Here is a 13,927-nt window from a genome sequence, read left to right as displayed (position 1 = left end):
CGCCACGGCCCCCGCGGCGGGTGATCCTTCCTTGATGGCTACCGGAGCAGCAGGAAGGCGGCGACGCCGATGATCACGATCGCGGCGACGACCGCGATGATGGGCACGAGGGGCGACTTCTTGGGCGGGACCGCGGCTTCCTGCTCGCGCGCGTTGGCGAACGCGCGGAAGGCCTGGGTGTTGCCCGCCGGGTCTATGTGCTGGTCAGACATGGCCAGCAGCCTAGCGTGATCGCCTGCGTCGTTTGCGCCTTTTGGCGGGATCTATAGGGATGGGCTGATTAGGGGACCGGCCACCACGGCGGATAGCTTTGAAGCATGCTGAGGACCCTGCTCTCTCCCCGTGTCATGGGGTTGCACCTGCTCACGGCCGGGGTTCTCGTCGCGTTCATCCTGCTCGGCCGCTGGCAGCTCGGCGTCTTCCAAGATTCGGGAAAGCCGCACGCCGCCACGGATCCCGCGCCCGTCGGGGTCGCCACGCTCGCCCCCGTGGGCGCGCAGATGCCCGGCGACGCCGTCGGCAGGCAGGTCACGGCCGAAGGCGTCTACGAGGCCGGCCGCCAGCTCCTGGTGGCCGACCGGCGGGCCGACGTCGACGCCCCCGGCGGCAACGTCTCGCGCGACGACGGCTACTGGGTCCTCACCCCGGTCAAGCTCGACGACGGCACGCTGATGCCCGTCGTACGCGGCTGGACGGCCAAGGCCGGCGACGCCGCGGCGATGGCCGTGCCGCAGGGCCGGGTCACGGTGGCCGGGCGGCTGCGGCCGCAGCAGGGCACCGACAGCGTGCAGCGGCGCGCGGAAGGGCTGCCCGCCGGCCAGGTGCAGACCGTGTCCACGGGCGAGCTGGTCAACCTGTGGGCCGGGCAGCAGGTGCGCACCGGCTTCGTCGTGGCGCAGGCGGCGTCAGGCTCGCTGACACCGGTCAAGGTCGCTCCGCCGGTGGTCGGCGGCACACTGACCTGGCGTAATCTGGCTTATGCCGCCAACTGGTGGATCTTCGCTGGATTCGCCGTCTTCATGTGGTTCCACTTCGTGCGCGATGCCGTGCGAAGTGATCGGGACCGCGGCAAGTCGTCCCCTGAGATGGTTCTGGAAGGTTAACGGTGGAATCGGCTCTCAAGCCCTTCCGGGTGCTCGCCTACGTGGTCGGCGTCATGCTGCTCATCCTCTGCGTGGCCATGGTGCTGCGCTACGGCTTCGGCGAGGCGTCGCTCTCGAAGATCATCGCCCCCATTCACGGCGGGCTCTACATGCTCTACCTGGTCGCGGTGATGAACCTGGGCATGAAGGCGCGCTGGGCGTGGCCGTACATGCTCGGTGTCATGCTCGGCGGCACGGTGCCGTTCCTGTCGTTCTACGTCGAGCGACGGGTGACCCAGCGCGTGCAGGCGGCGCCGGCCGCGGCGGAGGCCTGAGGCCCCCGCCGCCGGACCTCGGCGGCCCCAGCGTCGCTTCAGCGTGGCTTCGGCGACCTCAGCGACCTCAGCGACCTCAGTGGCCGATGCCGCGCCTGCGGGCCCTCTTGAGCCGCTCGCGCTGCGACGGGTCGAGCATCAGGTATCCGACCACCGGGGCGGCGACCACGCCCAGGATTACCAGAAGGGTGATCCATCCGGTTCCGAAGATGATCAGAGAGAGCAGCACCGCGGCGCCTGCGCCAATGGCGTACTTCTGGACTGGCGACATCCTCAACATCCTCCGAACGCGGAGCGCGCGCCCCGCCTCTCCCACATTGTGCGTCCCCTGTCCAACGTGTGAACCCACCCTCTGGGTTCCATAACGCGATGTATCGCAATTGTTGTCGCACTTTTCACGGTGGGGCGATGGCCAGGAGGTCGCGGCGGAGCTCGTCCAGCGTGGGACGTTCCATGGGGTTGCCCGACAGCAGCCGGAACAGGACGGGCGCCAGCGCTCCCGCGCGCCGCAGCGGCGCGCCCGGCGCGGGCGGGGTGCCCTCGACGGCGGTGAAGAGGGTGGCCCCGAGCGACCACAGATCGGCGGCCTGGGTGGCGGCGCCCTCGGGCGCCGTGTAGGCCGGGACCGTTCCCGACCTGAGGAGCGGCGTCAGCCGGGCCCGGCCGCCCGCGTCGATCAGCACGTTGCCCGGCTGCACTCCGCCGTGGAACTCGCCCCAGGCCGCGAGCCGGTCGATCACGGCCAGCCCGATCATGGCCACGGTGGCGGGCGGCAGCGGGCCCGACGCCGCGACGAGGGCGTCGAGCGGGCGGTCCACCGCCAGCCGGTCGAGCGTCTCGCGCACCACCTCCACCGGCGGCGCCCCCATCGGCCGCAGCATCGCCCTGACCAGCGACCTCAGCGGGTCAAGACCCCCGGCGGGCACCTGGCCCGGCGGGCGGCCCTCCACCGCGAAGTGCAGCGTGGCGGCCAGCGACCACAGGTCGGCGGAAGGCAGCATGCTGAGACTGGGGAAGCCGAAGCCGGTGAGCACCGCCCGGCCGGTCGCGGTGAGCAGCACGTTGCCGGGCGCGACCCGGCCGTGCACGATCCCGGCCTCGTGCGCGGCGGTCAGGGCCGACAGGACGTAGACGCCGATCCTGGCGGCCTGCGCGACGGGCAGCGGGCGGTGCGAGTGCACGGCGTGCTCCAGCGACGTCCCGGAGACGAACTCCATGACCAGCCACGGAGCACCGTCCTCGACCACCACGTCGAGCACCCGCACGATGGAGGCGTGCCGCAGCCCCGCGGCCAGGCGGGCCTCGTGCAGCGCGGCGTCCCGCAGCTCCGGGGGCACGCGCAACTCCCTGACGGCGACGTCACGATGCTCCGCCTCGTCGAAGGCCAGGCGCACGGATCCCGTGCCCAGAGCGTTCAGCAGCCGGTAGCGACCGTTCAGCTTCCTGGTCTCAGCCATGTCGAGCCCCAGTCCATCATGCGGGGTCGCCGCTGAGCCATCTTTCGTGCGCGTCGTGCACCCGGCGCCAGAGCTTGTCCTTCTCCGTGGCGCTCACGTCGTCGAGCGGCAGCAGGAAGATGTCCGCCAGCGCCGCGTAGTAGTCGGCCGCGTTGCTCAGGGTGACCGTCTGCTTGCCGTTGCCGAGCCGCGTCAGGACGAGGCCGCGCAGGGTGTCCACGCCGTAGGCGTCGCGCCGCTGCACCGCGGCCACGCGGACGAAGCCGGACGTCGGCGACGTGGTCAGGTGGTGGTGCATGTCGGTGAACGCGGACATTCCGGTGGGGGCCAGGCCGAAGTCCATGCCCTCGAACGAGCCGCTCGGGTCGTGGTCGAAGCGCCAGCCGCCGGGGGCGACCTCCGACGGGCGCAGGACGTACTGGAAGGGGCCCTGCCGGTAGGTGCCCGCGACCAGCGGCAGCGGCTCGTGCAGCGCGTCGCCGAGCCCGAGGTCGGCCAGCCACTCGCCGCCCGGATTGTCCGCCGACGGCAGGCCGCGCACCGTGAGCACCAGGTGGTTGGCGGTGATGCCGGGCTCCGCGCCGCGGTTCTGTACGCCGCCGACATGCCTGGTCACGTCGTAGCCGAGGGCCGCGATCAGCTCGGAGAAGGCGCCGTTGAGGTGGTAGCAGTAGCCGCCGCGGCCCTGGATGATGCGCTCGGCCGACTCCACGGGATCGACGGTGGTGGGACGGCCCAGCCAGATCTCCAGCGCTTCGTACGAGACCTTCTCGATGTGCGCGACGTGGAGGGCCCGCAGGTTCTCCGCGCTCGTGGGGGCGTTGAGCAGGGCGGGCAGGCCGAGGCGGCGGAGGTATCCGGCTGTGTTCACCAGCCAAGTCTGCACTGTATGTGCACATATTTAGGAGTGTCGTCTGCACAGCGCGCTTCTAGTCTTTCGTACGTGGCAGAGCAGCGACGCATCCTCGTGGTCGAGGACGATGTGACGATCGCCCTGGCCGTACGGAACCGGCTCGCCGCCGAGGGCTTCGATGTCCGGGTGGCGGGAGATGGGCAGGACGCCCTGGTCCAGTACGGCAAGGCCGATCCGGACCTGGTGATCCTCGATCGGCTGTTGCCCGGTCTGGACGGGCTGGAGGTGTGCCGTCGGATGCAGGCGGCCAGGCCGGTGCCCGTCCTCATGCTGACGGCGCTCGGCGACGAGACCGACGTGCTGGTCGGGCTCGGCGTCGGGGCCGACGACTACCTGGCCAAGCCGTTCAGCATGCGCGAGCTGGTCGCCCGGATCCACGCGCTGCTGCGGCGGGTGGAGCGGGCGGCACAGCTCGCGGTCGAGGACACGGTGATCAGGGTGGGCGAGGTCGAGATCGACACCGCGGCCCGCCGGGTGTTCGTCAACGGCGTGGAGGCGCAGCTCACCAGGACCGAGTTCGACCTGCTCCGGCGGCTGGCCGAGCGGCCCGGGCAGGTCTTCGAGCGCGACCGGCTGCTGTCCGACGTGTGGGGCTTCTCGGAGGCGGCCGCCACCAGGACGGTGGACAGCCACGTCCGGGCGCTGCGCCGCAAGCTGGGCTCCGACGTGGTGCGCACCGTCCACGGCGTCGGATACGCCCTGGTGCGGCGATGAGGCCGCTCGACTTCCTGGGCCGGATCAAGGTCAAGCTCGGCATCGTGATCGTGCTGGCCGTGGCGACCGCGTTCGTGGTGAACGAGGTCGGCATCGCCTCCGGCTTCTCCCGGGAGGTACGGATCGCGGTCGCCGTGATCCTGGCCTTGATCATGGTCCAGGTGCTGGCCATGGGCATGACCAAGCCGCTGCGCCAGATGGCCAGGGCCGCCCAGACGATCGCCAAGGGCAGTTACGGCCTGCGCGTGAGCGCCACGTCGCGGGACGAGGTGGGGGAGCTGGCCAGGGCGTTCAACGCGATGGCGGCCGACCTGGCCGAGGTGGACCGGCAGCGGCGCGAGCTGGTCGCGAACGTCAGCCACGAGCTGCGTACCCCGATCACCGGGCTGCGCGCCGTGCTGGAGAACGTCGTGGACGGTGTCTCCGCCCCCGACCCCGTGACCATGCGGACCGCGCTCGCCCAGACCGAGCGGCTCGGCCGGCTCGTCGCCCAGCTCCTGGACCTGTCCAGGCTCGACTCCGGCGCGCGGCCGATCGAGGCCGAGTCCATCGAGCTGGCGACGCTGGTCGAGCAGGCCGTCAGGGAGGCCGGGCTGGCGCGCGAGGACGTCGTGATCCGCCCGGCGGTCCCCTCCGGCCTGGTCGTGCGCGCCGACCCCGACCTGCTGGCCCAGGTCCTGGCCAACCTGCTCGACAACGCGGTACGGCACAGCCCGCCGGACGGTGTGGTGACCGTGAGCGGATCACCCGAGGGGGCCGGGGTGCGGATCTCCGTCACCGACCTCGGGCCCGGGATTCCCGCGTCGGCCAGGGGGCGGGTGTTCGAGCGCTTCTCCCGGCTGGACGCCGGGCGGACGGCGGACGCCGGAGGCGCCGGGCTGGGGCTGGCCATCGTCAAGGAGATCGTCGAACTGCACGGGGGATCCATTCGCATCGACGACTGCGCGGGATGCCGCATGGTGGTCGATTTACCAGGGAGGACCACGATGGCGGACGTACCGCTTGAGGCCGAGCCGGCCAAGGGGGAAGAGGAGCGCGAGGTCGCTCGGGCCGCCGCCGAGGTGGAGCGGGTGCCGGCCGTGAGCGCGGCGGCGGGGGCAGCCGCCGGTGAGGCCCGGGAGCCCGAGGGCGCCGTTGCCGAGGTGAGCGGGCCTGGGGTGGGTTCTGGTGGAACGCCCGTTCTGAGCGGTGCCGGGCCGGCCGGTCTGAGTGTTGCGGGAATGTCCGGGCCGAGCGCTTTCGGCGGGGCTCCTGGTGCTTTCAGCGGGGCCTATGGGCCGCCTGGACTGAGCGGGCCCGGTGTTCCCGGAGGGCCACCCATTGGCGGGTTCGTGCCGCCCGCGCCCACCGGGGGCGGGCTGGCCCGGATGGTCGCGGGCGGGGTCATCGGGCTGCTGATCGGGTTCCTGATCGGCATGTTCGCGGCCGTGCTCGTCAGTGTGACCGTGGGCGACGGGCTGGCGCTCGTCACGTTCGTCATGTGCGTCGCCGTCCTGGGCGGCGTCGGCGCGGCCATGGGCGCGGGGTCGGGGCGGCGGGCCGCGGCGGCGTACCAGGCGGCCGCCCAGGGAGCGGCACCGTACCGGAATCAGGCGGGGCCGGCGGCGCCCTACGTGCCGCCGCCGCTCTTCCCCAGGCCCGAGCTGCCCGAGCCGCCCCGATGGCTGCTGCCCGCGGCGGCGGGCGCCGGGGTGTTCGCGGCGGTGGCGCTGCCCGGCGCGCACGTCGGGCTGGGCATCGTGCTGGTCGCGATGGTGCTCGGCGCCGCCGCGCTGCCGGCCGTGCTGCGGCGGATGACGCCGTGGACGGTGGCGTTCGGCGTGACGGCGTACTGGCTGATCTCCATGGCGGCGGTGCGCGACGCCGACTGGCTGGTGGCGGCGCTGCTCTTCGCGGGGGCGGGGCTGGGCGCGCTGGCCGTCTCCGGCGCGGGCGCCGGCTGGCTGGGCGTGATCAGGGGCGGCATGTCCGTGCTGATCACCCTCGGCCCGGTGCCGTGGTTCCTGGCCAAGCCGCTGAAAGGGCTGACGGCCAAGCGGCGGATCCTGCCGATGGTGGCCGCGCTGGGCATCACGGCGGTGCTGCTGCTGGTGTTCGGGCTGCTGTTCGCCTCGGCGGACGCCGTGTTCGCCGCCTTCCTGGAGCGGGTGACGGCCGCGCCCGACTGGGCGGAGTCCATCCCGTCGCGGATCATCCTGTTCGGGACGTTCGCGGTGCTGCTGGCGGCCGTGGTGCTGGTCGCGCTCAGGCCCGTGGTCGACCCCGTCGGGCCCAACACCCGGTTCAAGGTGAGCAGGAGCCTCTGGGCCGTGCCGCTCACGGCGGTGAACCTGCTGTTCGCCTCGTTCGTGGCGGTGCAGATCACGGCGCTGTTCGGCGGCAACACCTGGGTGCTCAAGACGGCCGGGCTGACCTACGCCGAATACGCCAGGCAGGGGTTCTTCCAGCTCGTGGTGGTCAGCGTGTTCGTGCTGGGCATCGTGGCGGTGACCGCCGGGCTGGTCAAGGTCGAGCGGCACGAGCGCTGGCCGGTGGCGCTGCTGCTCGGTGTGCTGTGCGGGCTGACCATGGTGATCCTGGCCTCGGCGCTGCACCGGATGAACCTCTACACCGACGCCTACGGCCTGTCCCGGCTGCGGTTGTCCGTGGAGGCCGTCGTCTGGTGGATGGGCGCGCTGTTCGCGCTCGTGCTGCTGGCCGGCGCGGCGCGGCTGACCGGGCGCGGGTCCGGGTGGCTGCCCAGGACGATCGTGCTGGTCACCGGGCTGGGGCTGGGCGCGTTCGCGCTCGTGAATCCCGATCTGCGGGTGGCGGAGTCGCAGGTGGCGGTGCGCACCGTCGCCAAGATGGATCTCACCTACCTCGGCGACCTGGGCGCGGAGGCGGTGCCCGCCCTGGACCGGCTGCCCGAGCCGCAGCGCAGTTGCGTGCTCGCCCGGGTGTCCGCGACCAACGGGCTGCTCGGCCACGACCCGTGGAACGGCTGGAACCTGGCCCGATCGCAGGCCGTCGACCTGATGGCGGAGCGGCCCGTGGACAGGTCACTGCGGTGTCATCCGTTGTTCCAGGATCGCTCTGATTGAATCTTGGGGTGAGCTTCGACGTGGTCATCAGCGGTGGGCGGGTGCTCGACGGCACGGGCGCGCCACCGTACCGGGCGGACGTGGCGATCTCGGGCGACCGGGTCGCGGCGGTCGGCAGGCTGGACGGCGCGGTGGCGGAGCGCGTGATCGACGCGACGGGACGGCTGGTCGCGCCCGGTTTCGTGGACTGCCACGCGCACGGCGACGCGGCCGTGTTCGATCCGGGCGTGCAGCGGGCGGCGCTGCGGCAGGGGGTGACGACGTTCGTGCTCGGGCAGGACGGGCTCTCCTACGCGCCCGGCTCCGCCGCGACCGTCGCCTACGCGGCCCGCTACTTCGCCGCCGTCAACGGCCCGCTCCCGCAGGAGGGGCCGCTGACCGTCGGTGAGCTGCTCGACGGCTACGACCGGGCCGTGGCGGTGAACACCGCCTACCTGCTGCCGCACGGCACCATCCGCTACGACGTCATGGGCCCCTCATCCGGCCCGGCCTCGCGCGACGACCTGGCCGCGATGCTGCGGCACGTCGAGCGGGGGCTGTCGGAGGGCGCCGCCGGATTGTCGAGCGGGCTGGAATACCTGCCCGGACGGTACGCCTCCGCCGAAGAGCTGGCCGCCCTGTGCGTCCCGCTCGGCGGGCTCCCGTACGTCACCCACATGCGGGCCTACGGCACGCGGGCCGGGGAGGGCATGGCCGAGGTCATGGACATCGCCGGCCGCTCGGGCGCCGCCGTGCACGTCTCCCACCTGCACGGGCCCGCCGACGTGCTGCTCCCGCTGGTCGAGGAGGCGCTCGGCCAGGGCGTCGACCTCAGCTTCGACACCTATCCCTACCTGCGCGGCAACACGATCCTGGCCATGGTGGTGCTGCCGCCGACCGTGCCCGGCGCCGAGACCGACCTCGCCCTGGAGATGATCGCCTCCGACGGGCTGGACGAGTGGTGGCCGAAGCTGGCCGGCACCTGGCCGCGGCTGACCATCTCGCACGCGCCGGGGCTGGAGTGGGCCGAGGGGCTGACCATGGTGGCGGCAGCCGAGCGGGCGGGGGTGGAGCCGGCCGCGTTCTGCCGGCGGCTCCTGACGGAGACGCGGCTGGAGGCGGGCGTGGTGTCCGCCCGGCCCGACGAGGGGCCCGAGGGTGAGGAGTCCGTACGCCGGATGTTGCGCCACCCGTCCCAGACCGGCGGCTCCGACGGCATCTACGTGGGCGGTCATCCGCATCCGCGCGGGTTCGGGGCGTTCGCCAGGTTCCTCGGGCGGCACGTCAGGGAGCTGGGCGACTGGACGTGGGAGCAGGCCGTGACGCACCTGGCCGCGCATCCGGCCCGGCGGTTCGGGCTGATGGACCGGGGGCTGCTGCGGCGCGGGTTCGCGGCGGACGTCGTGGTGTTCGACCCCGGCGTGGTGGGCGACCTGGCGACCTACGAGGAGCCCCGCGCGCTGGCCGCCGGGGTGGACGACGTGGTCGTGTCGGGGGTGCCGGTGCTGGCGGCCGGTGAGCTGACGGGCGCCACCGCCGGTCGCGCGCTCCGGCCCTGAGGCTGAGGGCTGGTTGGGATAGGGTCGGACGCGGACGAAGGGGGTGTTGTGCTCGGGCAGTCGATCTTCGACGGCGGGCTCGGCTTTCCCGCGATGGTGGTGCACCAGGACGCCCTGGAGCACAACGTCGCGACGATGGCGGCCTTCGTCCGTGACCACGGGATGGAGCTGGCCCCCCACGCCAAGACCCACATGTCCCCCGAGATCGCCGCGCTCCAGCTGGAGGCGGGCGCCTGGGGGCTCACCGTCGCGACCACCCGGCAGGCCCAGGTGGTCAGGGGGTTCGGGGTCGGCCGGATCATGGTGGCCAACCAGGTCGTCGACCCCGTGGGGCTCGCCTGGGCCGCGGCCGAGCTGGAGCGCGACCCGGATTTCGAGTTCCTGAGCTTCGTCGACTCCATCGCCGGGGTCGACCAGCTCGCCCGGCACGCCGGGGCCAGGCCGTTCCAGGTGCTGGTGGAGGTGGGGCACGACGGCGGGCGGGCCGGGTGCCGGACACTGGCCGGGGTGCTGGAGGTCGCCGCGCACGTGCAGGCGACGCCCGGCGTTGAGCCGGCCGGGATCGCCGGGTACGAGGGCGGGCTCACGACCGGCGACGAGGTCCGGAAATATCTGGATTCGTTGCAGGAGGCCATCGAATACGTCCGCGTCAAGAATCCCATCCTGACCGTCGGCGGCAGCCAGTGGTTCGACGTGATCGGCCGCGAACTCGTCGCCACCCAGGCCAGGATCCTGCTGCGCAGCGGCGCCTACGTCAGCCACGACGACGGCTACTACCGGGAGCGCACGCCGTTCAACCGGATGGAGGGCGAGCTGCGCCCGGCGCTGGAGGTGTGGGCGCACGTGCTGTCCACGCCCGAGCCGGGTCTGGCGATCGTGGGCATGGGCAAGCGCGATGCCCCCTACGACGAGGGCCTGCCCATTCCGCGCCGCGGCGGGGTCACGATCATGAAGATGCAGGATCAGCACACCATCGTGCGCGCCGACGGGCTCAAGCCCGGTGACCTGCTGGCTTTCGGCATCTCCCACCCGTGCACGGCGTTCGACAAGTGGCGGGTGCTGCCGCTCGTGGACCGGGACTACCGTGTCGTAGGCACGATAAGCACCAACTTCTAGGGAGATTTCGTGAAAAAGGAGCTTAAGACCACGGAAGGCGCCGCCCCGATCGGTGCGTACTCCCAGGGTCTCGTGGTCGGTGACTTCGTCTACACCTCCGGCGCGGGCCCGCTCGACCCGCGGACCGGCGAGGTGGTCGGTGACGACGTGGCCGCCCAGACTCACCAGACCATGCGCAACCTCGGTGCCATCCTGGCCGCGCACGGCCTCGGCTTCGACGACGTGATCAAGGCCACGGTCCACCTGCAGCACCTCAAGCGCGACTTCGCCGCCTACAACGAGGTGTACAAGTCGTACTTCAACCAGCCGTTCCCCGTGCGCACGACCGTGGGGTCCGACCTGATGGACATCCTGGTGGAGATCGACTTCGTCGCGTACAAGAGCGCTTAAGGTTCGGTTGTGGACAGTTCGGTGTACGTCTTCGTCGAGGACCTGCGCGGCGAAGGCGTCGAGCGGGTGCTCGACAGGATCAGCGGCTACGGCGTCTCCGGCATCACCGTCGGCGCCGTGCACCACGCCTCCCGCGACGTCACCCCGCACGGACTGTCCCGGCTGACCCTCCGCCACGACGGAGCGCACTTCACCCCGCCGCCCGAATTGTTCGACGGGCTCCGGCTGTCTCCCGTGCCGGGCTATCTGGATGCTTTCGACGGGCTGCGCGAAGAGTGTGCGAAGCGGTCCATGAAGCTCCACGGATGGACGGTGTTCCTGCGCAACGCGGCGCTCGGCACGGAGCATCCGGATGTGACCGTGCGCGACTGTTTCGGCGACCGCGGCTCGCTCACCGACCTGTGCCCCGCCCACCCCGACGCCCGCGACTACGCGGTCGCGCTCGCCAGGGCGGTGGCCAGGCTCGGGGTCGACAGCGTGGTGGCCGAGTCGCTGCACTTCAGGCCGCTCAAGCCGCAGCGCTCGTTCGTGCCGCTCGGGCCGATGGACGCCTACCTGTTCGGGCTCTGCTTCTGCGACTACTGCATGCGCCGGGCCACCGATTTGGGCGTCAACGCCGAGGTGGCGCGAGAGGAGTGCGCCAGGATCGTGGGCGGGGTGTTCGACGGCGACCCGCCCGCGCAGGGTGAGGTGACCAGGGCGGCGCTGACCGCGTACGCGGGGCCCGAGGTGGTGGCCTACGCGCGGGCGCGCTCCGAGACCGTCACCACGCTGGTGTCCGAGGTGGCCTCGGCGGTGGCCGAGGAGGGGTCGAGGCTGGTGTTCATCGACTCGACCGGGGCGGTCAAGGGCTACACCGACGGGCTGCCCACGCCCGGGCTGGCCGCGCACGACGCCTGGCAGCTCGGGGTCGACCTGGTGGCGCTGGGTGACCTGGTGCCGGCGTTCGGGGTGCTGGCGTACGCGCGGGACGCGGCGCGGGTGGCCGACGACGTGGGCGCCTACCTGCGGTCCGTGGGCAAGGACCGGGAGGTGCGGGCGGTGCTGCGGCCCGGCTACCCCGACAGCGACTCCACCGACCGGCTGGTGGCCAAGGCGCGCGGGGCCAAGGCGGCCGGGGCGCTGGCGGTCGACTTCTACGCGTACGGGCTGGTGCCGCACCCCGTACTCGACCGCATTCCGGCCGCGCTGGCCCTGTAGGCCCGGTCAGGCGCGGGCCAGGAGCTCGCCCACCGTGACGAAGCGGTAGCCGTCGGCGCGGAGCGTGGCGGTGAGGTCCTTGATGGCGTCGCGGGTGTTCTGGCCGCTCTGATACCAGGGATGCAGGAGGATGATCGAGCCGGGCCTGACCTCCTGGCCGACCTGCGTGACGATCTCGGCCGCCGTCGGGGTGGCGCCGGAGTCGGGCTCCAGGTCCCACATCACCGTGTGCCTGTCGTGCTCGGACAGGTAGAGCGGCAGCGTGACCAGCTTCTTGCCGGTCGGAGGCCGGAAGAAGATCTCTCCCTGCTGCCCCGCGGCCCTGATCAGCCGGTCGGTGCGTTCGATCTCGCCGGCGACCGTCTCCTCGGAGACGAAGATCATTCTTCGGTGCGTGTACGTGTGGTTGGCGAGCTGGTGCCCGGCCTTGACCAGCGCCTCCGCCATCCCGGGGTTCGCCTCCATCTGGGCGCCGACCACGAAGAACGTGGCCGGTGCACGTTCGGCCGCGAGCGCGTCGATGATCTCCTGCGTGTGCTCGTCCGGCCCGTCGTCGAACGTCAGCGCCACGAGCTTCTCGGTCGTCTCCACACGGTTCGTCAGCTTTCCGGCGAGCTGGAACGAACGCGCGTTCGCCACCTGATAGAGACCGGCGGCCCCCAGCAGCAGAGTGATCACGAGGGCGAACACGATCACCGGCCAACGGCGTCTTGTCTTCTGAACGGCCACCAGAGGATCCTATGATCAACTTCCTGGCCCCCACCGGCTTTCCGCCGCACTCCGGCGGGAGTCCTTCTGGAAGGAAGGAGGCCGGTGCGCTTGTGGCGACTCGGCACATGTGGAAGAAACGAGGTCAGACGCCGTCGAGGATGGCCGCGACCGCCTCGCCGGGGAAGTCGTCCGTCACCGGCAGGCCCCTGAACACCGTGCGCATCCACACCGCCCCCGCCAGCAGATCGATGATCAGCATCGGGTCGACCGACGCCTTCAGCTCGCCCCGGCGCACCGCGCGTTCGAAGATCTCCCGCTCCCTGGCGAACCGGTCGGCGAAGAAGCGCCGGGCGTCGAGCTCGGGATGGCGGACGGCGGCGCCGAGCGCGGCGACCGCGATTTCGCTGGCGGGCGGCTCGGTCAGCAGCCGGACGATGCCCTCGACCAGGGCGACCAGGTCGCCGCGCAGGCTGCCGGTGTCGGGCGCCTCGAAGCCCAGCACATCGGACTCGACCAGGGCCGCGCCCAGGAGCGCCGCCTTCGACGGCCACCAGCGGTAGATCGTCGTCTTGTTGACGCCCGACCGCTCGGCCACCCCCTCGACGGTCAGCCCGTCGTAGCCCTTCTCGGCGACGAGCCGCAGCGTCGCATCGAAGATCTCCTGCTGTTTCCTCGGCGCCATAGGGCTCATTTTCTCCCGGCGAAGGCCGTGGCCACTCCCAGTCCCAGGTAGACGATGCCGCTGACGTAGCGGAGGGTCTTGGCGGCGCGCTTGAGGCGGGTGCCGAGGGCGCCGGCGGTGAGGGCGTACACGATGTCGGAGATCAGGCCCAGGAGCAGCAGCGTCAGGCCGAACACCACCACCTGCGCCGCCACCGAGCCCGCGCCCGGGTCGACGAAGTGCGGCAGGAACGCCAGGAAGAACAGCGCCACCTTCGGGTTCAGCACGTTGACCAGCATGCCTTCGAGGAAGACCTTGCGCAGCGGCTGCGGCTCGGGGGCGCCCGTCTCCGTCTGCTTGCCGGTGAAGGCGCGTACGCCCAGGTAGATGAGGTAGGCGACGCCCGCCCACTTGACGATGGCGAACAGCGTCGCCGACTGTGAGATCACGTACGACAGGCCCGCCGCGGCGGCCGCGATGTGCACGAGCGTGCCCGTCTCCACCCCGAGCGCGCTGGCCAGGCCCGCCGAACGGCCCTGGGCCAGCCCTCTGGCGGTGATGTAGAGATGGTTCGGGCCGGGGATGAGCACCAGGGCGAGCGAGGCCGTCACGAAAAGGGCGAAGGTCGTTGGAGGGATCACGAAACAGCAGCGTATGTTGGGTTTGGTATGTCGATGAGTGCCAATCCGCGGCCGGTTTTATAGACCAATCGAATGTCGGCGGAGCA

Annotated in this window: 15 protein-coding genes; 8 read left to right on the top strand and 7 right to left on the bottom strand. The window is 71.7% G+C overall.

Features of this window, described 5'->3' with window-relative positions; translation table 11 throughout:
• Positions 1–38: 38 nt before the first annotated feature.
• The gene (locus C4V41_RS62920; protein ID WP_200823972.1) at positions 39–212 is read right to left on the bottom strand and encodes a hypothetical protein; all 174 of its coding nucleotides are present in this window, start codon (positions 210–212) and stop codon (positions 39–41) included.
• A gap of 105 nt (positions 213–317) precedes the next feature.
• On the opposite strand from C4V41_RS62920, the gene C4V41_RS14385 reads away from it, so the two are divergent.
• Positions 318–1,103, top strand: coding sequence for an SURF1 family protein (locus tag C4V41_RS14385; RefSeq protein ID WP_235030116.1), 786 nt, complete (start codon positions 318–320; stop codon positions 1,101–1,103).
• Between the two features lie 2 nt (positions 1,104–1,105).
• Entirely contained in the window at positions 1,106–1,417 is a 312-nt protein-coding gene (locus C4V41_RS14380) for a DUF3817 domain-containing protein (protein WP_103956308.1), read from the top strand.
• A gap of 76 nt (positions 1,418–1,493) precedes the next feature.
• Here C4V41_RS14380 and C4V41_RS14375 read toward each other — a convergent pair whose 3' ends face one another.
• From C4V41_RS14375 to C4V41_RS14365, 3 genes are all read right to left on the bottom strand, one after another.
• The gene (locus tag C4V41_RS14375) at positions 1,494–1,688 is read right to left on the bottom strand and encodes a hypothetical protein (RefSeq protein WP_103956307.1); all 195 of its coding nucleotides are present in this window, start codon (positions 1,686–1,688) and stop codon (positions 1,494–1,496) included.
• Positions 1,689–1,812: 124 nt separating this feature from the next.
• Complete coding sequence (locus tag C4V41_RS65825) at positions 1,813–2,874, bottom strand: protein kinase domain-containing protein (protein ID WP_103956306.1); 1,062 nt, start codon at positions 2,872–2,874, stop codon at positions 1,813–1,815.
• A gap of 16 nt (positions 2,875–2,890) precedes the next feature.
• The gene (locus C4V41_RS14365; protein WP_103956305.1) at positions 2,891–3,745 is read right to left on the bottom strand and encodes an arylamine N-acetyltransferase family protein; all 855 of its coding nucleotides are present in this window, start codon (positions 3,743–3,745) and stop codon (positions 2,891–2,893) included.
• 72 nt (positions 3,746–3,817) lie between these two features.
• Between C4V41_RS14365 and C4V41_RS14360 the strand changes: the two genes are divergently transcribed.
• The 6 genes from C4V41_RS14360 to C4V41_RS14335 are packed head-to-tail and all read left to right on the top strand — an operon-like array spanning position 3,818 to position 11,828.
• Entirely contained in the window at positions 3,818–4,501 is a 684-nt protein-coding gene (locus C4V41_RS14360) for a response regulator transcription factor (RefSeq protein WP_407669990.1), read from the top strand.
• Positions 4,498–7,584 (top strand): DUF4153 domain-containing protein, encoded by a 3,087-nt coding sequence (locus C4V41_RS14355; protein ID WP_103956303.1) that lies wholly within the window; start codon positions 4,498–4,500, stop codon positions 7,582–7,584. The genes C4V41_RS14360 and C4V41_RS14355 overlap by 4 nt, the downstream gene beginning before the upstream one ends.
• Before the next feature lie 8 nt (positions 7,585–7,592).
• Positions 7,593–9,122 (top strand): N-acyl-D-amino-acid deacylase family protein, encoded by a 1,530-nt coding sequence (locus tag C4V41_RS14350; RefSeq protein ID WP_103956302.1) that lies wholly within the window; start codon positions 7,593–7,595, stop codon positions 9,120–9,122.
• A gap of 48 nt (positions 9,123–9,170) precedes the next feature.
• Complete coding sequence (locus tag C4V41_RS14345; protein ID WP_235030114.1) at positions 9,171–10,238, top strand: alanine racemase; 1,068 nt, start codon at positions 9,171–9,173, stop codon at positions 10,236–10,238.
• 9 nt (positions 10,239–10,247) lie between these two features.
• Complete coding sequence (locus C4V41_RS14340; RefSeq protein WP_103956301.1) at positions 10,248–10,628, top strand: RidA family protein; 381 nt, start codon at positions 10,248–10,250, stop codon at positions 10,626–10,628.
• A 9-nt stretch (positions 10,629–10,637) separates the two neighbouring features.
• A complete protein-coding gene (locus C4V41_RS14335) occupies positions 10,638–11,828 on the top strand; it encodes a hypothetical protein (RefSeq protein ID WP_103956300.1) in 1,191 nt (396 codons plus the stop codon).
• A gap of 6 nt (positions 11,829–11,834) precedes the next feature.
• Here C4V41_RS14335 and C4V41_RS14330 read toward each other — a convergent pair whose 3' ends face one another.
• From C4V41_RS14330 to C4V41_RS14320, 3 genes are all read right to left on the bottom strand, one after another.
• Complete coding sequence (locus tag C4V41_RS14330; protein ID WP_200823971.1) at positions 11,835–12,557, bottom strand: polysaccharide deacetylase family protein; 723 nt, start codon at positions 12,555–12,557, stop codon at positions 11,835–11,837.
• A gap of 124 nt (positions 12,558–12,681) precedes the next feature.
• The gene (locus tag C4V41_RS14325) at positions 12,682–13,221 is read right to left on the bottom strand and encodes a TetR/AcrR family transcriptional regulator (RefSeq protein ID WP_103956299.1); all 540 of its coding nucleotides are present in this window, start codon (positions 13,219–13,221) and stop codon (positions 12,682–12,684) included.
• A gap of 5 nt (positions 13,222–13,226) precedes the next feature.
• A complete protein-coding gene (locus C4V41_RS14320; RefSeq protein ID WP_103956298.1) occupies positions 13,227–13,841 on the bottom strand; it encodes a LysE family translocator in 615 nt (204 codons plus the stop codon).
• Between the last annotated feature and the right edge of the window lie 86 nt (positions 13,842–13,927).

This window comes from Nonomuraea solani, from assembly GCF_900108335.1.
Classification (GTDB): Bacteria; Actinomycetota; Actinomycetes; order Streptosporangiales; family Streptosporangiaceae; genus Nonomuraea; species Nonomuraea solani.
Note: the sequence above shows the minus strand (reverse complement) of the source record. Positions and strands in the feature narration are given on the sequence as shown.